Below are 26,623 nucleotides of genomic sequence, written 5' to 3'. Positions count from 1 at the left end.
CGGCCCCGCGGAGCGTCACGCCCACGGGACCGCCCGGTCGCGCCCCCGGGGTCAGCCCTCCGCGTCGTGGACCTTCCGGCCGCCCACATAGGTGCGCAGCACACGGGTCGCGCCGATCTCGTCGGCCGGGCCGGCGTAGGGGTCGCGGTCCAGGACGACCAGGTCGGCGAGGGCCCCGGCGCGCAGCGAGCCGGTGTCGTCGAGGTGGTTCACATGGGCGGATCCCGCCGTGTACGCGGCGATGGCGGAGGTGAGCGTGATGCGCTGCCCGGGGAGGAAGGCGGGGCCTTCGCCGTCGGGGGTGATCCGGTTGACCGCGGTGTGGATGCCGTGGAGCGGATCGGCGCTGCTGACCGGCCAGTCGCTGCCCGCCGCGACGGTGGCGCCGGCGTTCAGGAGCGCGCCGAACGGATACTGCAGGGCGGCCCTCTCGGGGCCGAGGAAGGGGATGGTCAGCTCGTCCATCTGCGGTTCGTGCGCGGCCCAGAGCGGCTGGATGTTGGCCGTGGCGCCGAGTTCCCGGAAGCGGGGGATGTCGTCCGGGTGGACGACCTGGAGGTGGGCGAGGTGGGGGCGGGTGTCGCTGCGTCCGTTGGCGGCGCGGGCGGCCTCCACCGCGTCCAGGGCCTCGCGTACGGCGCGGTCGCCGAGGGCGTGGAAGTGGGCCTGGAAGCCGAGGGCGTCGAGTTCGGTGACGTAGCCGCGCAGTGCCACGGGGTCGATGAAGCTGGTGCCGCTGTTCGCGGTGGCGCAGCCGCAGGCGTCGAGGTACGGGGTGAGGAGTGCGGCCGTGCCGGTCTCGGCGACCCCGTCCTGCATGATCTTCACGGAGCCGGCCCGGAACCGGCCCGCGCTCAGCTCCGCCCGCCTGGCGGCCAGTTCGGGGATCTGCTCGGCGCCCCGCTCGCGGTCCCACCACAGGGCGCCGACGACCCGGGCGGTGAGCGATCCGTCCCGAGCGGCGGTGAGATAGGCGTCGGCGGCGTCGTCCATCGACCCGTACGAGCCGACGATGGCGTCCTGCCAGGCGGTGATGCCGTAGCCGTGCAGGATCCGCTGGGCCCGCAGCAGTGCGGCGAGCCGGTCGGCGGGGGTGGAGCGCGGGGTGAGACGGGCGACCAGGTCCATGGCGCCCTCCTGGAGCAGCCCGGTGGGCTCGCCCCGCCCGTCGCGCTCGATGCGTCCGTCGGCCGGATCGGGGCTGTCCCGGGTGACGCCGGCGAGTTCCAGGGCGCGGGTGTTGACCCAGGCGCCGTGGTGGTCGCGGTTGACCAGGAAGACGGGGCGGTCCGGTACGACCGCGTCGAGCAGGTCCCTGGTCGGGGCCCCTCCTTCGAAGGCGTCCATGGACCAGCCGCCGCCGGTGATCCATTCCCGCTCGGGCAGCCGGTCGGCGTAGGCGCGAACGGCGGCGACGGTGTCCGCCGCCGTTCGGGTGTCCGTGAGATCGCACTGCGCGAGTTCCAGTCCGGCGGCGACCGGGTGGACATGGGCGTCCTGGAAGCCGGGCACGAGCAGGCGTCCGGCGAGGTCGACGACCTCGGTCCGGGGGCCGATGAGCTCGCGGACCTCGTCGTGGCCGACGGCGGTGATCCGGTCGCCGGTGACGGCGAGGGTGGTGGCGCGGGTGCCGGCCGGGTCCATCGTGAGGACGGGGCCGCCGGTGAGGACGAGGTCGGCGGGTGCGTGGCGCATGGGCGGTTCCGTTTCGTTCCGTTGGTGTGCGGGGCGGGGTGCGGTGCGCCGTCAGGCCGCTTCCGCGACGGCCGGGGCGGCGGAGCGGCCGGTGACGAAGTACGGGGACTTCCGTACCCACTTGGCCCAGGCCGCCGCGATCACGCCGGTCAGCAGCATGACCGCCGGGCACAGCAGCATGAACCAGCCGTTGTCCGGGCTGACCTCGAAGTGATCGGCCGATGTGTAGAAGGTCCAGCTCAGATAACCGCCGAGGCCGAGCAGCACGACGGCGCTGAGGACGGGGAGAACGACGGCCCGCAGCGCCTCCGGCAGGCTCTCGCGCAGGGTGCCGCGGAAGCGGGCGGCGGCCGCCAGGGCGGTCAGCGCGTAGTAGAGGGAGACGACGACGCCGATCGCGTTGACCGAGGCCAGGATGCTGTCGCCGACCTTGGGGATGACCAGGGAGAGGACGGCCACGGCGATGGCGACGCAGCCGATGGCGACGGTCCCGGCCGCCGGGGTTCCGTAGCGGGGGCTGACCTTGCTCCACAGCGGGCCGAGCGTACGGTCGCGGCCCATGGCGAACATGCCGCGGACGGTGGGGATCACCCCCGACTGGAGCGATGCCACGGCGGAGAAGGTGAGGGCGATGAGCGGGAGCGCGGCGAGCGGCTGCCCGGCCAGGCGGTCGCCGAAGTAGGTGAGGCCCTGGGCTCCGTTGGCGGTCAGTTCGTCGAGGGACAGCACACGCTGGAAGGCGAAGGAGCCGAGCAGGAAGAGGCCGAGCATGGTGAACAGGGTGATGAGCCCGGCCCGTGAGGCGTCCTCGGGGTCACGGACCTCCTCGGTGACGCTGAAGGAGGACTCGAAGCCCCAGTAGCAGAACACCGAGAGCAGGAGCCCCTGGGCGAGCTGCTGCCCCGACGGGATGGTGAACGGGTTGATCCAGTCCAGGCTGAACGGGTGGGGGCCGACGACGAGTCCGTATCCGCAGAAGCCGAGCAGGACGGCGTACTCGAAGACGAGCAGGTACTTCTGGAAGGTGGCGGCGGCCCGGAGGCCGGTGATCGCGGTGAAGGTGACGGCCGCCAGCACGAGTATCCCGAGGGCGGTCGCCTGGGCGGTGGAGTCGGGATCGAGGCGCAGGCCGGCGAGCTCGCGCAGCCCCGCCTCGCCCGCGAGCTGGATGAGGGCGGAGCCGGTGACGGTCGTGGTGTACGAGAGGAAGACGACCGTGGCGGCGATGGCGATCCAGCCGACGAGGAAGCCCAGCCAGGGGCTGAGGGAGCGGCCGACCCAGACGTAGCCGCTGCCCATGTTCGGCTCGACCCGGTTGAGCCGTGAGTAGGCGCTCGCGATGCCCAGGATCGGCAGGAAGGCGAGCAGCATGATGATCGGCAGATGCAGCCCGACGGCGCCCGCGGTGACACCGAGGCCGATGCCGATGCTGGTGGTCGCCGCCGTGGAGGAGGCGGCGATGGCCACGCCGTCGATGACGCCGAGGCTCTTCCTCAGGGCCGGTGGGGGCCCGGGGGCCGGTGGGTCGCTGCTGTACGGGGTCGATGAGGCCGTCACCGTCGCTCCTTCGCCGAGGGGCACCGTCGGCCCCGATGGCGGCACATCGAACTCCTCAACGGGTTCACACGTCAACGCCGTTGTCATAAGGTGCGCCCCATGGGTGCGAGCGAGAGGGTGGTGCCGGAGAGCGCGCGTCGGCGCAGACGTCCCACCAAGGGCGGCACGGTGCTGTCCGAGCAGCTGATCGTGGAGACGACGCTGAGACTGATCGGCGAGCACGGGGCGGCGGCGCTGACGGTGCGCCGGCTCGGTGCGGCACTGGGGTGCGATCCGAGCGCCGTCTACCGGTACTTCAGGGACACGGACGAGCTGTTGCTGGCGGTGGCCGACGAGTTGATCGGCCGTACGCTGAACAACTGGCGCCCCACCGGTGACTGGCGGGCCGATCTGCGGACGCTGGGACTGAGGATGTACGCGGACTACATGGCACATCCGCGGGCCGCCGTGCTGGCCTGCGCCCGGGTGACGGGGCGGAGGCACGAGATCCGGTCGGTCGACGCGATCCTCGGGGTGCTGCGCGGCGCGGGGTTCCCGGACGCGGAGGCCGTCCGCATCTACCACGTGTTCGTCGACCAGACGCTGTCGTTCGCCGCGCTCGAGGCGTCGACCCTGGCGCTTCCGGAACGGGCCCGGGACCTGGAGGAACGGACCTGGCGTGAGACGTACGCGCGGCTGCCGGCCGCGACGCATCCGCATATCGCGGCGACGTCCGGGGTGCTGGTCGCGGAGATGGAGCGCAGCGGGTATCCCGCGGCGCTGGAGATGGTGCTCGCGGCGGCCGCGGGGCGGCTGGCGCATGTGCGGGGCGGGACGGTGTAGGGCCCGGCCGGCACGCCCCGCCGGGCCCCTCGGTCAGGGCGCGAGGACGTCCAGTTCGTGGAGGGCGCCCACCGCGATCTCCTTGGTGAGGCGCTCGGCGCCGTCCGCGTCCCGTTCGCGTACGGCCTCGGCGAGCCGCACATGGAGCGTGACCGCGGCCGGGTCGGGGTCCTCGAACATCACCTGGTGGTGCGTGCGGCCTGCCAGGACCTCGGCGACCACGTCACCGAGGCGGGCGAACATCTCGTTGCCGGAGGCATTGAGGACGATCCGGTGGAAGGCGATGTCGTGTTCCAGATATCCCTCCAGCTGCTGGCCGCGCGAGGTGGCGACCATGCCGAGGGCGCGTTCGGTGAGCTCCGCGCACTGCTGGGGGGTGGCGTTGCGGGCGGCGAGGCGGGCGGCGACGGGTTCGATCGCCGAGCGCAGGACGGTCAGCGAGCGCAGCTGCCGCGGCCGGTCGCGGCCGGCCAGCCGCCAGCGGATGACCTGGGGGTCGTAGACGTTCCAGGCCTCGGCCGGCCGCACGGTCACCCCGACCCGGCGCCGGGACTCGACCAGGTGCATGGACTCCAGGACGCGGACCACTTCGCGCACGACCGTACGGGAGACGTCGAAGCGCTGGGCCAGCTCGTCGGTACGCAGCACCATGCCCGGCGGGCACTGGCCGGAGGCGATCTCCAGACCCAGGGAGTCCAGCACATGTGTATGCAGCCCCTGGCCCTGTGTGGTCATGGGGCAAGCCTACGGGGCACCTCCCGGGAACAAAAAGTACGACGTTTGCGTCACACCCACTTGAATAAGTCGTACCTAATGAGTTTCAGTAGCGCGACGGACCGATGTCGAAGAAGACAGCGAGGCACCCATGAGCACCCCCCACGTCGTCGTGGTGATGGGCGTGGCAGGAACCGGCAAGACCACGATCGGTCCCCTGCTCGCCGCCGCCCTCGGCGTTCCGTACGCCGAGGGCGACGACTTCCACCCCGCGGCGAACATCGCCAAGATGTCGGCCGGCACCCCGCTGGACGACGCGGACCGCCGGCCCTGGCTGGACGCGATCGGCCGGTGGGCGCACGGCCGGGCCGGACTCGGCGGTGTCGTCAGCAGTTCGGCGCTCAAGCGGGTCTACCGCGACCGGCTGCGGGCCGAGGCCCCCGGTGCCGTCTTCCTTCATCTGACCGGCGACCGGGCCCTGATCGAGGGGCGGATGGCGGACCGCAGGGGTCACTTCATGCCGACCGCGCTGCTCGATTCGCAGTTCGCCACCCTGGAGCCGCTCGGGGAGGACGAGGCCGGCGTCGGGGTCGATGTGTCCGGCACACCCGAGGAAATCACCCAGCGAGCCGTCGCCGCGTTGCGCCGGCTCGACAGTTAAGGATCATCACCGTGACCAGTCTCAGCGTCGAGACGCTGGCAGCGGACGCCGTCGAACCGATCACTTCGGCCGGCAACGCGCAGTTGGGCATCGCCGTCCTGGCGGGCATCGCCGTCATCGTTCTGCTCATCACCAAGTTCAAGATGCACGCGTTCCTCGCGCTGACCATCGGTTCGCTGGCGCTCGGCTCGTTCGCGGGCGCCGCGCCGGCCAGGACCATCGCCAGCTTCACCGCAGGGCTCGGTTCGACGGTCGCGGGTGTGGGTGTCCTCATCGCGCTCGGCGCCATTCTGGGCAAACTGCTCGCCGACTCCGGCGGCGCGGACCAGATCGTCGACACCATCCTCGCCAGGGCGAGCCGACGGGCCATGCCGTGGGCGATGGTCCTGATCGCCTCGATCATCGGTCTGCCGCTGTTCTTCGAGGTCGGGATCGTGCTGATGATCCCGGTGGTGCTGCTGGTCGCCAAGCGCGGCAACTACTCGCTGATGCGGATCGGCATCCCGGCGCTGGCCGGGCTCTCCGTGATGCACGGACTGATCCCGCCGCACCCCGGCCCGCTGGTGGCGATCGACGCGCTGGGTGCCAACCTCGGTGTGACGCTGGCCCTCGGCGTACTGGTCGCCATCCCCACCGTGATCATCGCGGGCCCCGTCTTCTCCCGTTACGCGGCACGCTGGGTGGACATCAAGGCGCCGGAGAAGATGATCCCGCAGCGCCCCTCGGAGGAACTGGACCGCCGCCCCAGCTTCGGCGCCACCCTGGCGACGATTCTGCTGCCCGTGGTCCTGATGCTGGTCAAGGCCCTGGTCGACATCGTCGTGGACGATCCGGAGAACAGTGTCCAGCGGGTCACCGATGTGATCGGCTCGCCGCTGATCGCCCTGCTCGCGGCCGTTGTCGTCGGGATGTTCACGCTCGGCCGGGCGGCCGGATTCACCAAGGGCCGGCTCTCCACCACGGTCGAGAAGTCGCTCGCCCCGATCGCCGGTGTGCTGCTGATCGTGGGCGCGGGCGGCGGCTTCAAGCAGACGCTGATCGACGCCGGTGTCGGCCGGATGATCCTGGACTTCTCCGAGAACTGGTCGATCCCAGCGCTGCTGCTCGGCTGGCTGATCGCCGTCGCGATCCGGCTCGCGACGGGTTCGGCGACCGTGGCCACCATCTCGGCGGCCGGTCTGGTCGCCCCGCTGGCCGCCGATATGTCGACCTCGCACGCGGCGCTGCTGGTCCTCGCCGTCGGCGCGGGCTCGCTCTTCTTCAGCCATGTCAACGACGCCGGGTTCTGGCTGGTGAAGGAGTACTTCGGGATGGACGTCGGCCAGACCGTCAAGACCTGGTCGGTGATGGAGACGATCATCTCCGTCGTCTCGATGGCCTTCATCCTGCTGCTCTCGCTGGTGCTCTAGGGGCCTCTCCGTCCGGCCCGTCCGGACGGAGAGGCCCCGGCACCGGCTGCCCGCACGGCCCTCCCCCCACGCTCGTACGGGGACCGTGCACGATGGCGCCCGCCGGTCCGGTACGCATGTACGGCATGCGTACCGGCCGACGGGCGCCATCGCCCTGTGCGGGGCCCGCGGAATTCCCGGAGCGCCCGCGCGGATCAGTACGTCCGGCGCGGGGCGGCGGTGTTCTCGGCGGCCTTCTCCAGCTGGAACGCCTCGTTGCCGAGGCCGATCCTCGCGTGCACCTCCGGCTTGGTGGAGCGCAGCACCGCTCCGTACACCAGTCCGCCGGCGAGCGCGGCGAGGATCACGCCGGGCAGCACCCAGTTGAGCACCGAGCCGGGGCCCGAGCCGACGAGGACGCCGAAGTCCCTGATGGTGAAGACGGCGATGGCCAGCAGGGCGATTCCGGCCAGCCCGGACGCGACGAGCCGGGGGGCCTGGGCCCGGCCCGCGCCGCGGCGTACGAAGAAGGCGATGACGGCGAACGAGGCGGCGGCCATCAGCAGGATGATGCCGAGCGCCCCGACGTTGCCCATCCAGGTGAACAGATGCAGGACGGGCGCGGTGGGGTCGCCCACCGGATTGTCGTCGGTCAGTGCGAAGGCCAGCACGATCACGGCGGAGAGGACGGACTGGAGCAGCGACCCGGTGACGGGGGCGCCGCTCGCCTTGTTGGTGCGGCCGAATCCGGCGGGCAGCAGACCCTCGCGCCCCATCGCGAACGCGTAGCGGGCCACGACGTTGTGGAAGCTCAGGAGCGCGGCGAACATACCGGTGACGAACAGGACGTGCAGGACGTCGGTGAAGGTGGTGCCGAGCCGCTCCTCGGTGAGCCCGAAGAGCATTCCGGGGCCCTCCTTGAGGGAGGTGTCCGCGATGAAGCCGGGTCCGGTGGCGACGGTCAGGGCCCAGGAGCTGATGGCGAGGAACAGCGCCGCGTAGCCGACGGCCAGGAACATCACCCGGGAGACGACGATCTGCGGGCGGCTGGTCTCCTCCGCGTACACCGGGGCCTGTTCGAAGCCCACGAACGCGGCGATGCAGAAGCACAGGGCGGTGCCGAGCCCCGCGCCGGTGAGGGTCTCCGGGTCGAAGGCGTGCAGGGACAGGCCCTCGGGGCCGGGCTTGCTGACGGCCGCGATGTCGAAGATCACGACAAGGGCGCACTCGACGACCAGCAGCACGCCCAGCACCCTGGCGTTGAGGTCGATCTTCAGCCAGCCGAGGAAGCCGACGACCGCGACGGCGACGAGGGCCGGTACCCACCAGTCCAGGTCGATGTCGAGGTAGACGGCGAACAGTCCGGAGACCTCGAAGCCGAGAATGCCGTAGATGCCGACCTGCATCGCGCTGTACGCGACCAGCGCGACGAGCGAGGCGCCCGCCCCGGCCGTCGGGCCGAGCCCGCGGGCGATGTACGCGTAGAAGGCGCCGGCGTTGTGGACGTGCCGGCTCATCTCCGCGTACCCGACGCTGAACAGCATCAGGACGATGCCGAGGATGACGTACAGCAGGGGCTGGCCGACGATGCCCATCACACCGAAGACCGTGGGCATGACCCCGGCGACGACCATCAGCGGCGCGCTGGCGGCGAGCACCGAGAGCAGCAGGCCCGGGGTGCCGAGCCGGTTCGCCCGCAGGGCGCGTTCCTCGCCCTTGTACGTGTTGATCCCGCCGGTATCGCCGGTCGCCTTCGTGGTGCCGGTATCGCTCGGAAATGAACTGCCCGTCGACATCGCGGGGTTGTTCCCTTCTTCGGTGGCGTCTGTGCTGTGCGTGTCCGTGCTGTGCGTCTGTGTGCGGTGCTCTGTGTTCGGTGCGTCTGTGTGCCGTGTCCCTCAGGGGGTACCGAGCGCGAAGCGCCGCGCGGCGAGGAAGGCGGGGTACGGGTCGCCGCCGGAGTAGGACCAGGGGGCGGGGGTGGCGTGCGGGCCGATGCGGTGGAAGAGCGCGGCCGCCTCGGCGGGCCGGCCCTCGCAGAACTTGGCGTGGGCCAGGAAGTTGAGGTCGGTGCGGTGGCGGGGGTGGTCCTCGCGCTCCCACTCCAGCCACCAGTCGAAGGCGGTCTTCATGACCTGGCGGGCCCGCCGCCCCGACCAGTGCCCGGAGGCCACGGGGTCCTCGGACTCCGTGCCGGCGGCGACCAGGACGCGGTACCGCTCGGCGTGGGCGATGACCGGGAGCACCGCGAGCGGGGAGTCCGCGGGGGCCTGTTCGGCGGCCCAGGCGGCGAAGTCGTAGACCTCGTGGAGCGGGTCCTGTCCGGCGTCCGGGCGGCTCTCGGCGAGGTGGGCGGCCATCAGGTGGTGCGCGTGGTGGTGTTCGGGGTGCCGGGAACGTACCTCTTCGAAGAGCTTGCCGGTGTCCGCTCCGTCGCCGCCGAGAGTGCGGTCCAGCAGGAGGAGCCCGAGCCAGGGGGTCGGGTCGGCCGGGTCGAGCCCGGCGGCGGCCAGACAGGCTTCGCGGGCCCGGGACGCCTCGTCGGCGGCGGCCCGCCGGTGCCGGACGCGGGCGACGGAGGCGCAGCCGAGCAGGGTGGTGGCATCGGCGCTGTCGGGTTCGGCGATCAGCCAGTCACGGGCCCAGTCGACGGCGGAGGGCAGGCCGGCGAGGGCGAGCACCCGGTGGCCGCGGCGGTCCCAGTCGCTGCCGGTACCGACGAGCAGGGCGCGGGCCCTGGTCCACCTGCCCTGGGCGAACTGGTTGCGGGCGTCGATGAGGTCGCTGTCGTCCAGGGCCGGGTCGAAGGAGTGGTCCGAGCGACCGCCCCGTCTGCGGGAGCGGCCCAGGGGCGGCGGAGGCGGAGACATCCGCAGGCTTCTTTCGACGCGGTGTACGAGCAAAATGATCGCGCACAGCCAAGCCGCCCGGAAGCCTCCCAGTCAAGGGCATCCCCTTGGCCAACTCCATCCGAATTCCACACAGTTGGCTGGAATGACACGCTGCTCGCCAGGTGTTCGCCCGCCGTGCCCCCGGTGGCCCGCGCGCTCCGGCGCCCGGATCCGAGAGCCGGGGGACGCGTGCCAGACTGACGCGATGGAGAACCGCGAACCCCTCAAACCCTTCCTCCTCGCCTTCCCCGGCCCGCTGCGCGACCGGCTGGTGGCGGCCGTGCTCCGGGGCGAGAAGGTGTCCACGTCCGGGCTGCTGGCCGAGTACGAGGCGGAGAAGGAGGAACTGCCGCCGGCCGGCGAACGGTCCGCCCTGATCGACTCGCAGGGCCGGGAGGTCGCCGTGGTCGAGGTGACCGACGTACGGGTGCTGCGGCTCGGCGACATCGGCCTTCAGCACGCGGTCGACGAGGGCGAGGGCTACGGGTCGGTGGCCGAGTGGCGGGCGGGGCACGAGCGGTTCTGGCACGGTGAGGAGATGCGGGAGGCGCTGGGCGACCCGGAGTTCACCGTCGACGACGACACGATGATCGTGGTTGAGCGGTTCCGGGTGGTGGAGCGGCTGCCGGGGTGAGACGGGCGGCGCGCGGATTGCGCGGGGCGCGGACCGTGCGGGGCGGGGCGGACGGAGCGGGGCGGGAGGCAGCCTGCGAGCGGCGCGGCTCCGGGACGGACATGGCCGGTGCGGTTTCCGGGCGGGACATGGCCGGTGCGGGAGCCGGGGCGGACATGACCGGTGCGGATTCCGGGCGGGACACGGCCGGGACGCGGCCGGTGCGGGACACGGCCTGCGCGGTTCCCGCCGTCCACCGGCCCCGCCGCCGGCCGCCGCTGCCCGCCGATCCCGCTAGCCGACCGCCCGCGCCGCCGCCCGGCCCGCCGCGCGGCCCGAGAAGATGCAGCCGCCGAGGAACGTGCCCTCCAGCGACCGGTAGCCATGGACCCCGCCGCCGCCGAACCCGGCCGCCTCGCCCGCCGCGTACATCCCGGGCAGCGGCTCGCCGCCGGCGGCGAGCACCCGCGAGGACAGGTCCGTCTCCAGGCCGCCCAGGGACTTACGGGTGAGGATGTTGAGGCGCACCGCGATCAGCGGACCCGCCGCCGGGTCGAGGATGCGGTGCGGCTTCGCCGTACGGATCAGCCGGTCGCCCAGGTAGGCACGGGCCCCGCGGATGGCCGTGACCTGGAGGTCCTTGGTGAAGGGGTTGGCGATCTCGCGGTCGCGGGCGGTGATCTCGCGGCGCAGGCCGTCCTCGTCGATCAGGGTGTCGCCGGTGAGCGCGTTCATGCCGCGGACGAGGGCGCCGAGGTCGTTCTCGACCACGAAGTCCACACCGTTGTCCATGAACGCCTTGACCGGCGCGGGCACATCGGCACGAGCCCGCCCGATCACGTCGCGCACCGACCTGCCCGTCAGGTCCGGGTTCTGCTCGGATCCGGAGAGCGCGAACTCCTTTCCGATGATCCGCTGGTCCAGGACGAACCAGGTGTATCCGTAGCCCGACCGCATGATGTGTTCGAGGGTGCCGAGCGTGTCGAATCCGGGGAAGAGCGGGACCGGCAGCCGCTTGCCGCGGGCGTCCAGCCAGAGGGACGAGGGGCCGGGCAGGATCCGGATGCCGTGCCTGGCCCAGATCGGGTTCCAGTTCTCGATGCCCTCGGTGTAGTGCCACATCCGGTCGCGGTTGATGTGGTGCGCGCCCGCCTCCTCGGCGATGCCCAGCATCAGCCCGTCGACATGGGCGGGGACTCCCGAGAGCATCTTCGCGGGCGGGGTGCCGAGCCGCTCGGGCCACTGGGCCCGTACGAGGTCGTGGTTGCCGCCGATACCGCCCGAGGTGACGATCACCGCCTGGGCCTTCAGCTCGAAGGCGCCGCCGACCTCGCGGGTGCTCGCGGTGCCGCGCGCGGCACCGCTCGGCTCCAGTATCTCGCCCGTGACCGTGTCGAGGGCGCCCGCCGAGCGGCCGAGTCCGGTGACCCGGTGGCGGAACCTCAGCTGCACCAGGCCCCTGGCGACGCCCTCGCGCACCCGGCGCTCGAAGGGGGCGACGATGCCGGGGCCGGTGCCCCAGGTGATGTGGAAGCGGGGGACGGAGTTGCCGTGGCCGTTGGCGTCGTAGCCGCCGCGTTCGGCCCAGCCGACGACCGGGAAGATCCGCAGCCCCTGCGCGTGGAGCCAGGACCGCTTCTCACCGGCGGCGAAGTCGACGTACGCCTCGGCCCACTTCCGGGGCCAGTGGTCCTCCTTCCGGTCGAAGCCCGCCGTGCCGAACCAGTCCTGGAGGGCCAGCTCCCGGCTGTCCTTGATCCGCAGCCGGCGCTGCTCGGGCGAGTCGACGAAGAACAGGCCGCCGAAGGACCAGTGCGCCTGGCCGCCGATGGACTGCTCGGGCTCCTGGTCGAGCAGGATCACCGAGCGGCCCGCGTCGACCAGTTCGGCGGTGGCCACCAGCCCCGCGAGGCCGGCCCCGATCACGATGACATCAGCGTCGTACGCCATGGGGTTCCATCCTTGTCGGGGGGGGCGGTGCCGGGCGGAGCGGTGGGCGAAGTTACTCGTGCGTTAGATCTTCGGCACCGTCCGCCGCGCCGTCAACCGCCCGGTCGGCGGCATTCTCACCGCTCCCGTACGGCGCAGGGCTTATCGTCGAACCACATCACTTCCCCTCCCGGTCCGACCTGAGGAAGAGATCGTGTCGGTGCTGGTCCTGGTTCTCTCCGTGGGTGCCGCCTGCTGTCTGGGCTTCGGCTTCGTCCTGCAGCAGGACGCCGCCCGGCGCGCCCCGATGAGCGACTTCCTCTCCCCCAGGCTGCTGCTCGACCTGATGCGGGTGCGGAGCTGGCTGGCCGGGATCGCACTGATGGTCTGCGGCATGGTGCTGGGCGCGCTGGCCCTCGGCCGGGGCGAGGTCTCGGTCGTGGAGCCGCTGCTGGCGACCAATCTGCTCTTCGCCATGGCCCTGTCGCGCCGCCGCACCAGGCAGCCGCTGGGCCGGCAGGGCTGGGCCGGGCTCTGGCTGCTGGCCGGGGGCGTCGCGGCGTTCCTGCTGGCCGGCGAGCCGCACGGTGGGGATCCGGTGACCGATCCGCTGCGGCACTGGGTGGTGATCGGCGTAGTGGTGGGGCTCGCCCTGCTGCTGACGGCCGCCGCCAGGCACTCGCGGATCGGGGCGGCCCCGGCTCTTCTCGCGGTGGCGGCCGGGCTGCTGTACGGACTCCAGGACGCGCTGACCCGGGCGAGCGGTGAGCGGCTGACCGAGGGCGGCTGGGACGCGCTGGTGACGGCCTGGCAGCCGTACGGCGTGCTCGTCCTGGGGGTGACGGGGCTGATCCTGGTCCAGAGCGCCTTCGAGACGGGGCCGCTGCGGATGTCGCTGCCCGCGCTGACCGCCGCCCAGCCGCTGGCCGGGATCGCCTGCGGGATCGGCTTCCTGGGGGACCGGGTGCGCACGGACACGGGGGCGCTGGCCTGGGAGGCGGCGGGTCTGGCGGCGATCGTCACCGGGATCGTGCTGCTCGGGCTGCATCCCGCGATGCCGGCGGGGCCGGTGGGCGGGCGGCGGACGAAGGATCTCCAGCCGCGCTGACACGGGCCGGGTCCGGGTGGCCCGCGGCGGCCGTACTCTCCGCACTGGTTATTAATAATGGCCAGCATTACAGTGGCCCCATGGCGAGAACGTCAGGGCCCGACACCAGGGACAAGCTCATCCGCGCCGCCGAGGAGGTCTTCGCCTCGCACGGTGTCGTGGGTGGCCAGATACGCGACATCGTGCGGCTCGCCGGGCAGAGCAATCCGTCCGCCGTGCAGTATCACTTCGGCTCCCGGGCCGGACTGCTCGACGCGGTGATGTCCGGGAGGCAGTCCCGCACCGAGCGGGTGATGGCCCCGCTCCTGGACGGGCTGGGCGCGGACGCGGACGTACGGGATCTGGTCGGCGCGCTGGTGACGGCCGAGGCCGGTCTCCTGGCCGACGACCGCGGCCGGCGCTGTCTGCGCATCTCCGCGCAGCTCAGCCATGAGACCGGGCTGCGCACCGGCGAGCTGCACCCCGCGGTCGACGCCACCGCGTACGGACGGCTGATCGCCCGCGTCTCGGACCGCCTGGGCGCGCTGCCCACACCGGTGCGCCTGGAGCGGCTCGATCTGGCGCTCACCCTGATCGGCGCGGCGATGGCCGACCGCGCCCGCCAGTACCTCGACGGCACCGAACCACTGACCGGCGAGGAGCTCTTCCTCGCCGATCTCGTCGAGACCACCACCGCGTTCCTGCACGCCCCCGTGCCGGGCCGCACCGGAACCACCCGCATATGAAGGACAGCACCATGAGCGACAAGACCAGTCTCACCGGCAGGACCGTCATCATCACCGGCGGCGCCCGCGGCCTCGGCGCCGAGGCCGCCCGTCTCGCCGTCGCCGGCGGCGGCAACGTCGTGATCACCGACATCCTCGACGAGGAGGGCGCCGCGACCGCCGCCGCGCTCGGGGACCGGGCCCGGTTCCTGCGCCACGACGTGACCTCCGAGGAGGACTGGGAGCGCGTCGCGCGGTTCACCCTCGACGAGTTCGGCCGGATCGACGGTCTGGTGAACAACGCCGGTGTCTCCACCGGTCAGCCGCTGGAGACCGAGTCGGTCGAGCACTTCCGCAAGGTGATCGACATCAATCTGACCGCGGTGTTCATCGGCATGAAGACCGTGATCCCGGTGATGAAGGAGAACGGCGGCGGCTCGATCGTCAACATCTCCTCGGCCGCCGGTCTCATGGGCCTCGCCATGACCTCCAGCTACGGCGCCTCCAAGTGGGGCGTACGCGGCCTGACCAAGATCGGCGCGGTGGAGCTGGGCACGGCGAAGGTCCGGGTCAACTCCGTCCACCCCGGTATGACCTACACCCCGATGACCGCGGCCGTGGGCATCGCGCAGGGCGACGGCAACTACCCGAACACGCCGATGGGCCGGGTCGGCGAGGCTCCCGAGATCGCGGAGGCCGTCGTCTTCCTGCTCTCGGAGGCCGCCTCGTACATCACGGGCGCGGAGCTGGCGGTGGACGGCGGCTGGACGACCGGCCCGACCGTCAAGTACGTCATGGGGCAGTGACCGCGTAGGGGCCGTCCCGCCGGCCCCGCAGGATCAGTCGCCCCGCAGGATCAGTCGCCCCGCGGGTGATGGGGCCGTGATCCCCGCCGGCGGCATGATGTTGGATGGGGCGTATGGAGCCCTTTGACCCGACTGACGAGATCCTGGACATCGTCGACGAGAACGACGAGGTCGTCGGGCAGGCCCCGCGCGGTGAGGCGACCGCGCGGGGCCTGCGTCATCGCTGTGTGTTCATCGAGGTGCGCGACGCCTCGGGCAGGCTCTTCGTGCACCGCAGAACGCCCGTCAAGCTGGTCTTCCCCTCGTACTACGACATGTTCGTCGGCGGGGTCGTGGGCGCGGGCGAGTCCTACGACGGGGCGGCGCTGCGCGAGGCGGAGGAGGAGCTGGGGGTGTCCGGGCTCCCCCGCCCCGAGCCGCTCTTCAAGTTCCTCTACGAGAGCGCCGAACACACCTGGTGGTCGCAGGTGTACCGGGTGCGGTGCGAGGCGCCGGTGGATCCGCAGGCGGAAGAGGTCGCCTGGCACGCCTTTCTCACCGACGAGGAGCTGGCGGCCCGGCTCGGCGAGTGGCCCTGGGTGCCGGACGGGCTGGCCGCCTACCACCGGCTGCGGGAGCTCCGTTCCCGGTGAGCACGGCACCCGGACGGCAACGGAACGACAGACAGGGCTCGGGCGTGAACGATTTTGTGCAGGGCATCCGGCTGTGGTTCGCGCCGCAGCGGATCCGCGAGGAGGGCGACACCCCGGACTACCGGTTCTCGCTCGCCAATGAGCGCACCTTCCTCGCGTGGATCCGGACGGCGCTGGCCCTCATCGGGGGCGGTTTCGCCGTCGACCAGTTCCTCCCGGAACTCGTCTGGGGCATCCGGGCGGGCCTGGCGCTGGCGCTGCTGGCCGCCGGTGTGCTCTGCGCGTTGCGGGCGGTCAATCACTGGGTGCGGTGCGAACGGGCGATGCGGCGCGGTGAGGATCTGCCGGTCTCCCGCTTCCCGACGCTGCTGAGTCTCGCGGTCGCCGTGGTCGCCGTGGCGATGGTGGTGGTCGTCCTCTTCGGCTGGGAAGGCCGGTGACCGAGGCCCCCAGGGACCCGGGGCTGCAGCCGGAGCGGACCAGGCTGGCCTGGCGGCGCACCACCCTGTCCTGCACGGTGGTGGCGCTGCTGGCGGGCCGGCAGGCGCTGCACGGCGGCGTGACGCCCGGTGCGGTGGCCGCGCTGGCGCTGAGCGCGCTGGCCTGGCTGGGGTTCCTCCGGGTGGCGCACCGGCGGGTGCTGGGGATGCATGTCGCGCGGCCGCAGCCGCTGTCCTCGCGCCACGCCCTGACGGCGGCGGCGTGCACGGTGGCGCTCGCGGTGTTCGCCGCGGCCATGCTGTTCTGAGCCGTCACGTGACGTGGCCCTCCCGGCTGCCGCGGGCCACGCCCTTCCCGGGCTGTCACGGGCCGTGCGCGACCCCTCAGTTGTCCCAGGGCACGGTGACGACGATCTTCCCCCGGGTACGGCCGCGCTCGTTGAGCCGGTACGCGTCCGCGGCCCGGTCCAGCGGGAAGACCTGGTCCACATGGACCGTGACGATCCCCTGTTCGGCCAGTTCCGCCAGGTGGGCCAGGTCCGTGGCATCGGGCCGCACGAAGGCGTAGCGGCCGCCGTACGAGAAGACCTCCCCGTCCGCGATGGAGGCGAGCCGGCCGCCCTGGGCGAGGGTGTCCGCCGAGGCCCGGAGCGCTTCGCCGCCCACGGTGTCGAAGGCGGCGTCGAAGCCGTCGGGGGCCAGGGCCCGCAGCCGGCCGGTGAGCCCGTCGCCGTACTCCACCGGTTCGGCGCCGAGGCTGCGCACATGGTCGTGGTTGTGGGCGCTCGCCGTGCCGATGACCCGGCAGCCCGCGTGCCGGGCGATCTGCACCGCGAGCGAGCCGACCCCGCCCGCCGCCGCGTGGACGAGGACCGTCTCGCCGCTGCGGACCCTCAGGGTGCGGTGCAGCACCTGGTAGGCGGTGAGGCCGGCCAGCGGCAGCCCCGCGGCCTCCTCGAAGCTCAGGCCCATCGGCTTGCGGGCGAGGGTACGCACCGGTGCGGCGACGTATTCGGCGAACGTGCCCCGGGAGAGGAAGTCCTCCCGCACATAGCCGATCACCTCGTCACCCACGGTGAACTCGTCGACCGCGACCCCGGGTTGCACGACCACTCCGGAGACGTCCCAGCCCGGGATCACGGGGAAGACCGCTTCGAGGCCCGACCGGAGGTGGCCCTCGCGGGCCTTCCAGTCGACCGGGTTGACGGCCGCGGCCCGCACCTTCACCAGGACGGTGTCCGGGCCGACCTTCGGGTCGGGCCGCTCCCCGTACTCCAGGACATCGGCCCCGCCGTACCTGCTGTAGCTGATCGCCTTCATCCTCCGACCTTCGGCGCAGGCCACACTCGGCGCAACTCAGGGCCGGGGACCGGGCGGGCGCTCACCAGCGCGGGATCGCCGGGGTCACCCACTCCGGGTCGGCCTCGCGCATCGCGGCCGCGTCGTCGCGCTCGCGCATCGCGCCGTCGTCCTCCAGCCAGCGCCGGTGCAGCGCCGCCAGCCGCTCGCGGTCGAGTTCGACGCCCAGACCCGGGGCGTCGGAGACCGTCAGCCGGCCGTCGGTGAAGACGTGCCGGGTGGTGATCACGTCCTCGGTCTGCCAGGGGTAGTGGCTGTCGCAGGCGTAGTCGAGGTTGGGCACGGTGGCGGCGACCTGGGTCATCGCGGCGAGGCTGATGCCGAGGTGGGTGTTGGAGTGCATGGAGAGTCCGACGCCGAAGGTGCGGCAGATCCCGGCCAGTTCACGGGTGCGGTGCAGCCCGCCCCAGTAGTGGTGGTCGCTCAGGACGACCTGGACCGCGTCCCGGGCGAAGGCCTCGGGCACCTCGGCGAGGGTCGTGACGCACATATTGGTGGCCAGCGGCACATCGGTGGCCGCGGAGACGGCGGCCATCGCCGCCGTACCGCTCGCCGGGTCCTCCAGGTATTCGAGTACGCCCTTGAGCTGCCCTGCGACGTACAGGGAGGTCTCCACCGACCAGGCGCCGTTGGGGTCCAGGCGCAGCGGCCGCCCCGGGAACTCCCGGGCGAGGGCACGGACGGCGGCGATCTCCTGGTCGGGCTCGAAGACACCGCCCTTGAGCTTGAAGGAGGTGAAGCCGTGCTCGTCGGCGAAGCGCCTGGCCTGGGCGACGATGCCGGCCGGGTCCAGGGCCGCCCCCCAGTCGTCCCGCTCCCCGGTCCGCGGGTGCGCGGCCCAGCGGTAGAAGAGGTACGCGCTGTACTCGACGGTGTCGCGGACCTTGCCGCCGAGCAGGGCGTGCACGGGCAGGCCGAGGCTCTTGCCGAGCGCGTCCAGGCAGGCGACCTCGAACCCGGAGACGACGGAGAGCCGGAGCTTGTCGGCGGTCCGCACGCCGCGCAGTCCACCGGCGTCGACCCGGTCGTCGGCGGCGCGCGAGTCGCCGCACACCTGCTCGGCGAGCGTGAACAGGCCGTTCAGATCGCTGACCCGGCGACCGGGCAGGGCCTCGGCCAGCGGACGGGCGAGGTCCAGATAGGTGCCGTCGCCGTAGGTCTCCCCGATGCCGGTCACTCCGCCCCGTGTGACGACCTCGACGATGAGCCGGGGGGTGTACGGCTGATGGACGCCCTGGGTGTTCAGAAGGGGCGGATCCGCAATGAGAATCGGGGTGAGCCGGACTTCGTCGATCAACAAGGCTGTATCCATACGTGAACTCTATTCAGGGATACGACTGAACACCAGAGTCCGAAGGGAGTTGCCGCAGTCGATTCCGGGAGTTCACTGGACGACATACCGACTGGTCGGCATCATGGGCTGCGATCGTTCCGTCGCCCCGGAGGTGCGCACCATGAGCCAAGTCCACCCGCCAGGTCTCGACCCCGGCCCGCTGCGCCGGCATCTCGACCGCGAGCGGCCGGGGCTGATGGACGGACCGCTGGAGGCCCGGCTGATCGAGGGCGGGCGGTCGAACCTCACGTACACGGTCACCGACGGTTCCGGCCGGTGGGTCGTCCGCAGGCCCCCGCTCGGCCATGTGCTGGCCACCGCACATGACATGAAGCGCGAGTTCCGGGTCATCAGCGCGCTGTACCCGACCGCCGTACCGGTACCGCGGCCCGTGCTGCTCTGCGAGGACGAGACCGTCATCGGCTCGCCCTTCTACGTCATGGAGTACGTCGAGGGCACCCCGTTCCGCACGGCCGAGCAGCTCGCCCCGCTGGGCCCCGCGCGCACCCGGGGCGCGGTCCTCGGGCTGGTCGACACCCTGGTCGATCTGCACGCCGTGGACCCCGGGGCCGTCGGGCTCGGGGACTTCGGGCGCCCCGACGGCTTCCTGGACCGTCAGCTGCGCCGCTGGGGCAAACAGCTCGACGCCTCCCGCGACCGCGAACTCGCCGGGATCGACGAACTGCACGCCGCGCTCGGCCGCGCGCTGCCGCGCTCCCCCGCGCCCACCGTGGTGCACGGGGACTACCGCCTGGACAACGTCCTGATCGGCCCGGACGACCGGATCAGGGCCGTGCTCGACTGGGAGATGTCCACCCTCGGCGACCCGCTGACCGACCTCGGACTGCTGGTGATGTACAGCTCCGACCTCGGCCTGCCGCGGTCGCCGGTCTCCACCACCAGCGGCGCGGCCGGCCACCCCGCGCCCGCCGAGCTGATCGAGCGCTACGCGGCCCGCTCCGGCCGGGACACCTCCGCCCTCTCCTGGTACACCGCGTTCGCCTGGTTCAAGCTCGCCGTGATCCTGGAGGGCATCCACTACCGCTACACCCGGGGCCAGACCGTGGGCGCCGGTTTCGACACGATCGGCGATCTCGTCCCCGTCTTCATCGAGCACGGGCTCACCACCCTCCAGGAAGGCTGATCACCCCCATGGACTTCGCGTTCGACGCCCGTACCGAAGAACTGCGCACCAGGCTGCTCGCCTTCATGGACGAGCATGTGTACCCGGCCGAGAGGACCGCGGAGGAACAGCGCGCGCTCCTCGCCTCCCCCTGGGACACCCCGCAGGTCGTCGAGGATCTGAAGGCGGAGGCGCGCAGGCAGGGCCTGTGGAACCTCTTCCTCCCCGACGCCGCGTACGGTGCCGGGCTGACCAACCTCCAGTACGCCCCGCTGGCCGAGATCCTGGGCCGCAGCCCGCAGCTGGCGCCGACCGCGCTGAACTGCGCGGCGCCGGACACCGGGAACATGGAGGTGCTCCACCAGTTCGGCACGGACGAGCAGAGGAAGCGGTGGCTGGAGCCGCTGCTCGCCGGTGAGATCCGGTCCGCGTTCGCCATGACCGAGCCCGAGGTCGCCTCCTCCGACGCCACCAACATCGAGACCCGGATCACGCGGGACGGTGACGACTACGTCATCAACGGCCGCAAGTGGTTCATCTCCGGGGCGATGAACCCGGACTGCCGGGTCTTCATCGTGATGGGCAAGACCGATCCGGACGGCGAGGACATCCGCCGCCAGCAGTCGCAGATCCTCGTCCCGAGGGACACCCCGGGCCTCGAAGTGCGCCGCGCCATGCGGGTGTACGGCTACGAGGACCACTACCACGGCGGCCACGCGGAGATCGTCCTCGACCAGGTACGGGTGCCCGCGTCCAACCTGATCGGCGAGGAGGGCGGCGGCTTCGCCATCGCGCAGGCGCGGCTGGGTCCGGGCCGCATCCACCACTGCATGCGGCTCATCGGCATGGCCGAGCGGGCGATCGAGCTGATGTGCCGGCGGGCGGTGTCCCGTACGGCCTTCGGCAAGCCGCTCGCCCAGCAGGGCGTCGTGCAGAACTGGATCGCGGACGCCCGGGTCACGGTGGAGCAGCTGCGGCTGCTGGTGCTGAAGACGGCCTGGCTGATGGACACCGTGGGCAACCGGGGGGCGCACACCGAGATCCAGGCCATCAAGATCGCGACCCCGCGCGCGGTGGTGGACATCCTCGACCGGGCCGTACAGCTGCACGGCGCGGGCGGTGTCAGCCAGGACTTCCCGCTGGCGGAGCTGTGGGCGGCGGCCCGGACGCTGAGGCTGGCGGACGGGCCGGACGAGGTGCACCAGCGCTCGCTGGCCCGGCGGGAGATCAAGAAGTACCGGTGAGCGGTGATACCGGCGGTGCGGGGCGGACCGGAGGGGTCCGCCCCGCACCGGGACCGGGCACGGCCGCTCGCGCGGGTACCGGCGGCCGTGGCGGCCGCGGGTACGGATCACGCGTACGGATCACGCGTACGGATCACGCGTACGGATCACGCGTACAGGTCACGCGTACAGGTCACGCGTACAGGTGACGCGGCCGGGGCCGGGACTCAGAAGGTGAGCTTCCAGCTGTCGATGTAGCCGGTGTCCTGCGAGGCCACGTCCTGCACCCGGAGGTTCCAGGTGCCGTTGGCGCTCTCGCTCGACGCGTCGACCGTGTAGGTCGTGATCACGTTGTCGGCCGAGTCGCCGCTGCTGGAGTTCTTCAGCCGGTAGGCGGTGCCGTCGGGGGCGACCAGGTCGACGACCACGTCACCGCGCCAGGTGTGCTTGATGTCCACGCCGACCTGGAGCGCGGAGGGCGCGTTGCCGGTACGCCCGGTGACCGCGATCGAGGAGGACACCGCCGGACCGTTGTCCGGGACGGCGACATCGGCGGCGTTACTGAAGACGCCCTCGCCCGTGGGCGGTTCGCCCGTGCCGGCGGACAGGGTCCAGATCGCGTGGGCGATGGCGTCGCTGTTGCGGTCGAGGGCCGTGTCGTTGATGTTGCTCGTGTTGTCGCAGGAGGAGTGGTAGCAGCGGTCGAAGGACTGGCCCGCCGTTCCGCCCCACTTCTGGGCCTGGGCGGCGGTCTTGGTGTAGTCCGCTCCCGAGAACAGACCGCCGACCGGGATGCCCACGTTCTTGAACGGGGCGTGGTCGGAGCGGCCGTCGCCCTCCGTCTCTATCTCGGTCGGTATGGACAGACCGGCGTAGTAGTCCTTGAAGGTCTTCTCGATGACCGGGTCGTCGTCGTAGACGAAGTAACCGGCGTTGGGCGATCCGATCATGTCGAAGTTGAGATAGCCGGAGAGCTTGGAACGCTCGGTGGACGGCAGGTTGTTGACGTAGTACCGGGAGCCGACGAGACCCAGTTCCTCGGCGCCCCACCAGGCGAACCGGAGGTGCTTGTCCGGCGCGAGCTGGGCGCGGGAGACGGCCAGGGCCGTCTCCAGCACGGCCGCGGACCCGGAGCCGTTGTCGTTGATGCCGGCGCCCGAGCTCACCGAGTCCAGATGGGCCCCGGCCATGAGGACCTTGTTCGCGTCCCCGCCGGGCCAGTCGGCGATGAGGTTGTAGCCGGTGGCGCCGCCGGAGGTGAACTGCTGGAGGGTCGTGGTGTATCCGGCGGCGTCCAGCTTCGCCTTCACATAGTCGATGGACGCCTTGTAGCCGGGGCGGCCATGGGCGCGGTTGCCGCCGTTGGCGGTGGCGATCGACTGGAGCTGGGTGAGATGCGCCTTGACGTTGGCGAGCGGGATGTCGGGGGCGGCGGCGGCCACCGCGGCTCCGGTGGCCGTCCCGGTCGCCTGGGCGGCGGGGGCGGCGGTCACGAGGAGTGCGGCGAGCGAGAGGACGGCAGCGGCCGGAAGGGCCGGGGATCTGCGCAGGGCAAAGCGGTTCGGGCTCATCGAGGGGCTCCGGATTCCGTTCGGGGACTGACGGAACGTGCGGGGGGCACCCGGTCGCGCCGACGTCGTCGGGCCCGGCCGGGTCCTGGAGCTGTTGGTGCGAGGTGCCTGGAGCTGTTGGTGCGAGGTGCCTGGAGCTGTTGGTGCGAGGTGCCTGGAGCTGCTGGTGCGAGGTGCCTGAGCTACTGGTGCGAGATGCGTGACCGATGGTCAGCGACATGACGGCACACCGTCAAGAGCGGAAACCGGACATGTCCGTTCTATAAACGAACAATCCTTCGGAGACACCTTTGTGCCGGTTGTGCGCCCGGGCAGGCCCATGGGCACCGGCCCGGAGGCCCGTGGGCCGCGCGCCCACGCCGTACCCGCTACGGACGCAGGGCCCTCAGCAGCAGGTCCGCCAGGTGGTCGGCGACCTCCTGGCGGCTGAGCGGGCCGTCCGGCCGGTACCAGGTGGACAGATGGTGGATGGAGCCGAAGTGGTAGTCGACCACCAGGTCGGCCGGGGTCGCCGTGGAGAACACCCCGCTCCTCTGCCCCTCCTCGATGAGCGCCCGGAAGCGCTCGTGGTAACGGCGCCGCTCGCCCCGCACCTGCTTGTTCTTCTCCGGGCTCAGATGGTGCATCGAGCGGAAGAAGATCGCGGCGTCGTCCAGGTTGTCGATGGTCGTGACGACCACGTCGGCGGCCGCGTCCCGCAGCCGCTGCTCGACCGGCGCGTCAGCTTCCGCGAAGGCGTCCAGCCGTTCCTGCTGGAGCCGCAGCATCCGGGAGTACACCTCCTGGAGGAGATCCTCCTTGGAGCCGAAGTAGTGGTACAGCGCCCCCTTGGTGACGCCCGCCGCCTCCACGATCTCCTGGACCGAGGTGCGGTCGTAGCCCTGCTCGGCGAAGAGCCGGGTGGCGGCGGCCAGCAGCCGTTGGGGAACGGGCGCGGCGTCCCCGTCCGTCGCCTTGGCCATGTGCGGCCACCTGCCTTTCGTGCCGTGCGTGAACTGTTCTGACTGGAGGGAAACGCGGTTCCCGCCCGAGGATCTTCCCACTCGCGGCCCCGGCGGGCCCGGTCAGGACCTCCGCCCGCGCGGGAGACGGTCACGCCCCGGTCCCCTCCCACTTCCGCTGGAGGTGGTTCATGCTGCCCAGCCAGCGGTCCGGGTCCGTGGCGCGGGCCCGGTAGTACCCGGCCACCTCGGGGTGCGGCAGGACCAGGAAGCGGTCCTCGGCCATGGCGTCGAACAGCGCCTCGGCGACCGCCTCCGGCTCGATCGCGCCGGGGGCGAGGACCAGCTCACCGGCGGAGCCCGCGGCGGTGAGCATGTCCGTGCGTACGCCCTGCGGGCAGATCGCGTGGACCTTGAGGCCGCGGTGGCGGTAGGTCAGGGAGAGCCACTCGGCGAAGGCGACGGCGCCGTGCTTGGTGACGCTGTACGGGGCCGCGCCGATCATCGTGAGAAGCCCGGCCGCCGAGGCGGTGGTGACGAAACGGCCGCCGCCCCGCTCCAGCCAGTCCGGCAGCAGGGCCCTGGCCGCACGGACATGGGCCATGACATTGACGTCCCAGGCGGCGGCCCAGACCTCCTCGTCGGCGAGGACATCACCGGGCGAGGCGAGGCCCGCGTTGGCGCAGTAGATGTCCACCGTGCCGTCGAGCGCGTCGCGGGCGGCGTCCACGATCCGTGAGGCGTCACCGGCGACCGCGACACCACCGATCTCCTCGGCGAGCGGCCCGATCCGGCCGGGGTCGAGGTCGTTGACGACGACCCGCGCGCCCTCCGCGGCGAATCTGCGGGCCAGCGCGGCGCCGATGCCGCCCCCGGCCCCTGTGACCACTACGCCGGCGCCCTGCACCGTAATCATCGGGTCCCGCCCCTCTCGGCCGACTGCCCCGGCAGACTAACCGGTCGGTATGTCGTTGGGGAAGGGCTCGGGGCCAGTACGGGGAATCCGCCCGGTCAGGGTCGTTCCGTGCGGCCCGGACCCACGCTAGCGTGCGTGACCATGACAGACGGCGCGATCATGGAGGTAGCGGAATGAGCCTGTCCAGACGTGGTTTGCTGGCCGCCGGGAGCGCTGTGGGAGCCCTCGCGGCCACGGCGGCGGGGACCGCTCCCGCGGCCGCCCGGCCCGGTCACGGCTCCGGACACGGCCGGGTGCGCACCGGGTTCGACCGGCTGGCCGCCGACGGCTACCGGCTGCTGAAGGGACAGAAGGTCGGAGTGGTCACCAATCCGACCGGGATCACCTCCGACGTGCGCCACATCGTCGATGTGATGCACCCGGACGCGCGGGTGAACCTGACCGCCGTCTTCGGCCCGGAGCACGGCTTCCGGGGCACCGCCCAGGCGGGCGGCTCCGAGGGGCGGTACGACGACCCGGCGACCGGACTGCCGGTCTACGACACCTATCTCAAGAGCGGCCGGCCGCTGGCGGACATCTTCACCGCCTCCGGGGTGGACACGGTCGTCTTCGACATCCAGGACGCGGGCGCCCGCTTCTACACGTACATCTGGACGCTGTACGACTGCATGGAGGCGGCCGCTCTCGCGGGTAAACGTTTCGTCGTCCTGGACCGGCCGAACCCGGTGACCGGGCGGGCCGCGCTGGGACCGGTCCTGGATCCGGCGTTCGCGACGTTCGTGGGCCGCCGGGAGATCGCCCAGGCGCACGGCATGACCGTGGCGGAGCTGGCACTGTTCTTCAACGCGGAGTTCCTGGCGGAGCAGCCGGTGCGACTGGACGTCGTCACGATGTCGGGCTGGCGGCGCTCGGACTTCTTCGACACGACGGGGCTGCCGTGGGTACCGCCCAGCCCGAACATGCCGACGCCCGAATCGGCCCTCGTCTACTCCGGCACCTGCCTGTTCGAGGGGACGAACCTCTCCGAGGGCCGGGGCACCACGCGGCCGTTCGAGCTGCTGGGGGCGGAGGGCATCGACCACCGCTGGGCGGCCGCCGCCAACGCGCTGGACCTGCCCGGGGTGGCGTTCCGCGAGGCGTACTTCGCGCCGACCTTCTCCAAGTTCCAGGGGAAGACGGTCGGCGGGGTGCAGCTGCATGTCCAGGACCGGGAGGTGTTCGACCCGGTGCGCACCGGGATCGCCCTGCTGGTGACGGCGAAGCGGTCCTGGAGCGGCTTCGCCTGGCGGCCGGACAACTGGATCGACAAGCTCACCGGCAACACCCGGGTCCGCACGATGATCGACGCGGGCGCGGACACCGATGAGGTGGTGGGCGCCTGGCGCGACGACCTGGCTGCCTTCCGGGCGAAGCGGAAGAAGTACCTGCGGTACGGCGGATAGGACGCGGGCGCACCCCGGCCGGAGGCGACGGGGGCGGGGGCCCGGTCGCGCAGTGGGCCGGTGGGGCCCGGTGGCCGGTGGGGCCTGTGGGATCGACGGGGCCCGGGGGCCGGTGGGGCCCGGGGGTATCGCTGCCCCCGGCCGTCCCCCACCGTCCCCCGAGGGCCCCCGGCGGCTCCGGCCAGCCCCCCGGCCCTCAGCGGGTCAGGTCGAGTTCGCCGAGGTGATCGCCGTCGTTCGTCAGCCCGCGCTTGAGGTACCCGAGCCCCAGATAGAAGTCCTCCGGGCCGCCCTCGCCGGGGTGCCAGGTCACCGTGGAGAGCGTCCCGCCGCGCCTGCGGATCTCCTCGTTCACCGCCCGCACCGCGAAGCGCCCGTACCCGCGGCCCTGTTCACCGGCGTCTATCGCCAGGCGCCAGAGACCGGAGCGCGGCGGTGCTCCGGGCACGTCCGCGTCGAAGTCGAAGGGGACGCCGAAGAAGGCCATCACGAAGCCCACGGTCCGGTCACCGTCGCGGATCAGCCGGGGCCAGGCGATGCCGGGATTCACGTACGCCTCGGCCAGCGATTCGGCGACCGGCGACACGAACGCCGCCTGGTCGGGGCGGACCCGGAGACGGCAGGCGCTCAGCACGTTCTCGGGGGTGGGTTTCTCCAGGCGTGGGGACGCTGTCATGTGCGGCACCCTATGCGCGCCCCAGGACGCCCGGCCACCGAATAACGCCTGCTCAGGGCAGCGATACCGGGTGGCCGGG

At 72.0% G+C, this 26,623-nt stretch carries 25 protein-coding genes and 1 pseudogene; 13 read left to right on the top strand and 13 right to left on the bottom strand.

The annotated features are described in order from the left end of the window. Positions 1–51 precede the first annotated feature (51 nt). On the bottom strand, positions 52–1,695 hold the full coding sequence (locus ACIGJO_RS21665; RefSeq protein ID WP_399960411.1) for an amidohydrolase: 1,644 nt from the start codon (positions 1,693–1,695) through the stop codon (positions 52–54). 51 nt (positions 1,696–1,746) lie between these two features. Next, a complete protein-coding gene (locus ACIGJO_RS21660; protein WP_399960409.1) occupies positions 1,747–3,252 on the bottom strand; it encodes an APC family permease in 1,506 nt (501 codons plus the stop codon). Positions 3,253–3,351: 99 nt separating this feature from the next. On the opposite strand from ACIGJO_RS21660, the gene ACIGJO_RS21655 reads away from it, so the two are divergent. Continuing rightward, on the top strand, positions 3,352–4,074 hold the full coding sequence (locus ACIGJO_RS21655; RefSeq protein ID WP_399960407.1) for a TetR/AcrR family transcriptional regulator: 723 nt from the start codon (positions 3,352–3,354) through the stop codon (positions 4,072–4,074). Between the two features lie 33 nt (positions 4,075–4,107). On the opposite strand, the gene ACIGJO_RS21650 is transcribed toward ACIGJO_RS21655, so the two are convergent. Beyond that, the gene (locus ACIGJO_RS21650) at positions 4,108–4,809 is read right to left on the bottom strand and encodes a FadR/GntR family transcriptional regulator (protein ID WP_399960405.1); all 702 of its coding nucleotides are present in this window, start codon (positions 4,807–4,809) and stop codon (positions 4,108–4,110) included. 130 nt (positions 4,810–4,939) lie between these two features. Here ACIGJO_RS21650 and ACIGJO_RS21645 point away from each other — a divergent pair, with 130 nt between their 5' ends. Both ACIGJO_RS21645 and ACIGJO_RS21640 read left to right on the top strand, forming a co-directional pair. Continuing rightward, positions 4,940–5,449 (top strand): gluconokinase, encoded by a 510-nt coding sequence (locus ACIGJO_RS21645; RefSeq protein ID WP_399960403.1) that lies wholly within the window; start codon positions 4,940–4,942, stop codon positions 5,447–5,449. Positions 5,450–5,460: 11 nt separating this feature from the next. Then, positions 5,461–6,858, top strand: coding sequence for a gluconate:H+ symporter (locus ACIGJO_RS21640; RefSeq protein ID WP_399960401.1), 1,398 nt, complete (start codon positions 5,461–5,463; stop codon positions 6,856–6,858). A 194-nt stretch (positions 6,859–7,052) separates the two neighbouring features. Here the strand turns inward: ACIGJO_RS21640 and ACIGJO_RS21635 are convergent, their stop codons facing one another. Together ACIGJO_RS21635 and ACIGJO_RS21630 are read right to left on the bottom strand one after the other, a co-directional pair. Next, positions 7,053–8,633 (bottom strand): APC family permease, encoded by a 1,581-nt coding sequence (locus ACIGJO_RS21635; protein WP_399960399.1) that lies wholly within the window; start codon positions 8,631–8,633, stop codon positions 7,053–7,055. 102 nt (positions 8,634–8,735) lie between these two features. After that, positions 8,736–9,707, bottom strand: a complete 972-nt coding sequence (locus tag ACIGJO_RS21630; protein ID WP_399960397.1) for a hypothetical protein — start codon at positions 9,705–9,707, stop codon at positions 8,736–8,738. Between the two features lie 226 nt (positions 9,708–9,933). Between ACIGJO_RS21630 and ACIGJO_RS21625 the strand changes: the two genes are divergently transcribed. Continuing rightward, entirely contained in the window at positions 9,934–10,362 is a 429-nt protein-coding gene (locus tag ACIGJO_RS21625; RefSeq protein ID WP_399960395.1) for an ASCH domain-containing protein, read from the top strand. Between the two features lie 273 nt (positions 10,363–10,635). Here ACIGJO_RS21625 and ACIGJO_RS21620 read toward each other — a convergent pair whose 3' ends face one another. Next, the gene (locus tag ACIGJO_RS21620; RefSeq protein WP_399960393.1) at positions 10,636–12,291 is read right to left on the bottom strand and encodes an FAD-binding dehydrogenase; all 1,656 of its coding nucleotides are present in this window, start codon (positions 12,289–12,291) and stop codon (positions 10,636–10,638) included. Positions 12,292–12,484: 193 nt separating this feature from the next. Between ACIGJO_RS21620 and ACIGJO_RS21615 the strand changes: the two genes are divergently transcribed. Beyond that, positions 12,485–13,378, top strand: a complete 894-nt coding sequence (locus ACIGJO_RS21615; protein ID WP_399960391.1) for a DMT family transporter — start codon at positions 12,485–12,487, stop codon at positions 13,376–13,378. A 51-nt stretch (positions 13,379–13,429) separates the two neighbouring features. Here the strand turns inward: ACIGJO_RS21615 and ACIGJO_RS21610 are convergent. Continuing rightward, positions 13,430–13,483, bottom strand: a pseudogene (locus ACIGJO_RS21610) (hypothetical protein); the annotation flags it as partial. 14 nt (positions 13,484–13,497) lie between these two features. Here ACIGJO_RS21610 and ACIGJO_RS21605 point away from each other — a divergent pair. The 5 genes from ACIGJO_RS21605 to ACIGJO_RS21585 all read left to right on the top strand — a co-directional run bounded on the left by ACIGJO_RS21605 (position 13,498) and on the right by ACIGJO_RS21585 (position 16,268). Next, a complete protein-coding gene (locus ACIGJO_RS21605) occupies positions 13,498–14,103 on the top strand; it encodes a TetR/AcrR family transcriptional regulator (protein ID WP_399960815.1) in 606 nt (201 codons plus the stop codon). An 11-nt stretch (positions 14,104–14,114) separates the two neighbouring features. Next, the gene (locus ACIGJO_RS21600; protein ID WP_399960389.1) at positions 14,115–14,888 is read left to right on the top strand and encodes a glucose 1-dehydrogenase; all 774 of its coding nucleotides are present in this window, start codon (positions 14,115–14,117) and stop codon (positions 14,886–14,888) included. A gap of 104 nt (positions 14,889–14,992) precedes the next feature. Next, a complete protein-coding gene (locus ACIGJO_RS21595) occupies positions 14,993–15,520 on the top strand; it encodes an NUDIX hydrolase (protein WP_399960387.1) in 528 nt (175 codons plus the stop codon). Positions 15,521–15,564: 44 nt separating this feature from the next. Next, on the top strand, positions 15,565–15,960 hold the full coding sequence (locus ACIGJO_RS21590; RefSeq protein WP_399960385.1) for a YidH family protein: 396 nt from the start codon (positions 15,565–15,567) through the stop codon (positions 15,958–15,960). After that, positions 15,957–16,268 (top strand): DUF202 domain-containing protein, encoded by a 312-nt coding sequence (locus ACIGJO_RS21585; RefSeq protein ID WP_399960383.1) that lies wholly within the window; start codon positions 15,957–15,959, stop codon positions 16,266–16,268. Before ACIGJO_RS21590 ends, ACIGJO_RS21585 begins: the two co-directional genes overlap by 4 nt. A 76-nt stretch (positions 16,269–16,344) precedes the next feature. Here the strand turns inward: ACIGJO_RS21585 and ACIGJO_RS21580 are convergent, their stop codons facing one another. Together ACIGJO_RS21580 and ACIGJO_RS21575 are read right to left on the bottom strand one after the other, a co-directional pair. Continuing rightward, entirely contained in the window at positions 16,345–17,280 is a 936-nt protein-coding gene (locus tag ACIGJO_RS21580) for an NADP-dependent oxidoreductase (protein ID WP_399960381.1), read from the bottom strand. 61 nt (positions 17,281–17,341) lie between these two features. Then, positions 17,342–18,631, bottom strand: a complete 1,290-nt coding sequence (locus tag ACIGJO_RS21575; RefSeq protein WP_399960379.1) for an enolase C-terminal domain-like protein — start codon at positions 18,629–18,631, stop codon at positions 17,342–17,344. A 142-nt stretch (positions 18,632–18,773) separates the two neighbouring features. Here ACIGJO_RS21575 and ACIGJO_RS21570 point away from each other — a divergent pair, with 142 nt between their 5' ends. Together ACIGJO_RS21570 and ACIGJO_RS21565 are read left to right on the top strand one after the other, a co-directional pair. Further along, positions 18,774–19,796: a phosphotransferase family protein gene (locus ACIGJO_RS21570; RefSeq protein WP_399960377.1), complete on the top strand. Its 1,023-nt coding sequence runs from the start codon at positions 18,774–18,776 to the stop codon at positions 19,794–19,796. A gap of 8 nt (positions 19,797–19,804) precedes the next feature. Continuing rightward, positions 19,805–21,019: an acyl-CoA dehydrogenase family protein gene (locus tag ACIGJO_RS21565; RefSeq protein WP_399960375.1), complete on the top strand. Its 1,215-nt coding sequence runs from the start codon at positions 19,805–19,807 to the stop codon at positions 21,017–21,019. Between the two features lie 206 nt (positions 21,020–21,225). On the opposite strand, the gene ACIGJO_RS21560 is transcribed toward ACIGJO_RS21565, so the two are convergent. The 3 genes from ACIGJO_RS21560 to ACIGJO_RS21550 form a co-directional block, all read right to left on the bottom strand. Further along, positions 21,226–22,569 (bottom strand): M28 family metallopeptidase, encoded by a 1,344-nt coding sequence (locus tag ACIGJO_RS21560; protein WP_399960373.1) that lies wholly within the window; start codon positions 22,567–22,569, stop codon positions 21,226–21,228. A 368-nt stretch (positions 22,570–22,937) separates the two neighbouring features. After that, positions 22,938–23,531, bottom strand: a complete 594-nt coding sequence (locus tag ACIGJO_RS21555; protein ID WP_399960371.1) for a TetR/AcrR family transcriptional regulator — start codon at positions 23,529–23,531, stop codon at positions 22,938–22,940. Positions 23,532–23,661: 130 nt separating this feature from the next. Continuing rightward, positions 23,662–24,426, bottom strand: a complete 765-nt coding sequence (locus ACIGJO_RS21550) for an SDR family oxidoreductase (RefSeq protein WP_399960369.1) — start codon at positions 24,424–24,426, stop codon at positions 23,662–23,664. A gap of 173 nt (positions 24,427–24,599) precedes the next feature. On the opposite strand from ACIGJO_RS21550, the gene ACIGJO_RS21545 reads away from it, so the two are divergent. After that, positions 24,600–25,868: an exo-beta-N-acetylmuramidase NamZ domain-containing protein gene (locus ACIGJO_RS21545; RefSeq protein ID WP_399960367.1), complete on the top strand. Its 1,269-nt coding sequence runs from the start codon at positions 24,600–24,602 to the stop codon at positions 25,866–25,868. Between the two features lie 196 nt (positions 25,869–26,064). Here the strand turns inward: ACIGJO_RS21545 and ACIGJO_RS21540 are convergent, their stop codons facing one another. Next, positions 26,065–26,544 carry a GNAT family N-acetyltransferase gene (locus ACIGJO_RS21540; protein ID WP_399960365.1) on the bottom strand — a complete coding sequence of 160 codons (480 nt, stop codon included), beginning with the start codon at positions 26,542–26,544 and terminating at the stop codon, positions 26,065–26,067. Positions 26,545–26,623: the final 79 nt, after the last annotated feature.

This window comes from Streptomyces sp. NPDC079020 (genome assembly GCF_044542225.1).
Classification (GTDB): domain Bacteria; phylum Actinomycetota; class Actinomycetes; order Streptomycetales; family Streptomycetaceae; genus Streptomyces.
This window is presented reverse-complemented; position numbering and strand designations above follow the sequence as displayed.

Excerpts from the sequence above, each read along its gene's own strand:
- ACIGJO_RS21620 (WP_399960393.1), bottom strand. The coding sequence starts at position 12,291 with ATGGCGTACGACGCTGATGTCATCGTGATCGGGGCCGGCCTCGCGGGG.
- ACIGJO_RS21645 (WP_399960403.1), top strand. The coding sequence starts at position 4,940 with ATGAGCACCCCCCACGTCGTCGTGGTGATGGGCGTGGCAGGAACCGGC.
- ACIGJO_RS21545 (WP_399960367.1), top strand. The coding sequence starts at position 24,600 with ATGAGCCTGTCCAGACGTGGTTTGCTGGCCGCCGGGAGCGCTGTGGGA.
- ACIGJO_RS21565 (WP_399960375.1), top strand. The coding sequence starts at position 19,805 with ATGGACTTCGCGTTCGACGCCCGTACCGAAGAACTGCGCACCAGGCTG.
- ACIGJO_RS21555 (WP_399960371.1), bottom strand. The coding sequence starts at position 23,531 with ATGGCCAAGGCGACGGACGGGGACGCCGCGCCCGTTCCCCAACGGCTG.
- ACIGJO_RS21550 (WP_399960369.1), bottom strand. The coding sequence starts at position 24,426 with ATGATTACGGTGCAGGGCGCCGGCGTAGTGGTCACAGGGGCCGGGGGC.
- ACIGJO_RS21630 (WP_399960397.1), bottom strand. The coding sequence starts at position 9,707 with ATGTCTCCGCCTCCGCCGCCCCTGGGCCGCTCCCGCAGACGGGGCGGT.
- ACIGJO_RS21570 (WP_399960377.1), top strand. The coding sequence starts at position 18,774 with ATGAGCCAAGTCCACCCGCCAGGTCTCGACCCCGGCCCGCTGCGCCGG.
- ACIGJO_RS21635 (WP_399960399.1), bottom strand. The coding sequence starts at position 8,633 with ATGTCGACGGGCAGTTCATTTCCGAGCGATACCGGCACCACGAAGGCG.
- ACIGJO_RS21600 (WP_399960389.1), top strand. The coding sequence starts at position 14,115 with ATGAGCGACAAGACCAGTCTCACCGGCAGGACCGTCATCATCACCGGC.
- ACIGJO_RS21625 (WP_399960395.1), top strand. The coding sequence starts at position 9,934 with ATGGAGAACCGCGAACCCCTCAAACCCTTCCTCCTCGCCTTCCCCGGC.
- ACIGJO_RS21655 (WP_399960407.1), top strand. The coding sequence starts at position 3,352 with ATGGGTGCGAGCGAGAGGGTGGTGCCGGAGAGCGCGCGTCGGCGCAGA.
- ACIGJO_RS21560 (WP_399960373.1), bottom strand. The coding sequence starts at position 22,569 with ATGAGCCCGAACCGCTTTGCCCTGCGCAGATCCCCGGCCCTTCCGGCC.
- ACIGJO_RS21540 (WP_399960365.1), bottom strand. The coding sequence starts at position 26,544 with ATGACAGCGTCCCCACGCCTGGAGAAACCCACCCCCGAGAACGTGCTG.
- ACIGJO_RS21595 (WP_399960387.1), top strand. The coding sequence starts at position 14,993 with ATGGGGCGTATGGAGCCCTTTGACCCGACTGACGAGATCCTGGACATC.
- ACIGJO_RS21665 (WP_399960411.1), bottom strand. The coding sequence starts at position 1,695 with ATGCGCCACGCACCCGCCGACCTCGTCCTCACCGGCGGCCCCGTCCTC.
- ACIGJO_RS21575 (WP_399960379.1), bottom strand. The coding sequence starts at position 18,631 with ATGGATACAGCCTTGTTGATCGACGAAGTCCGGCTCACCCCGATTCTC.
- ACIGJO_RS21650 (WP_399960405.1), bottom strand. The coding sequence starts at position 4,809 with ATGACCACACAGGGCCAGGGGCTGCATACACATGTGCTGGACTCCCTG.
- ACIGJO_RS21580 (WP_399960381.1), bottom strand. The coding sequence starts at position 17,280 with ATGAAGGCGATCAGCTACAGCAGGTACGGCGGGGCCGATGTCCTGGAG.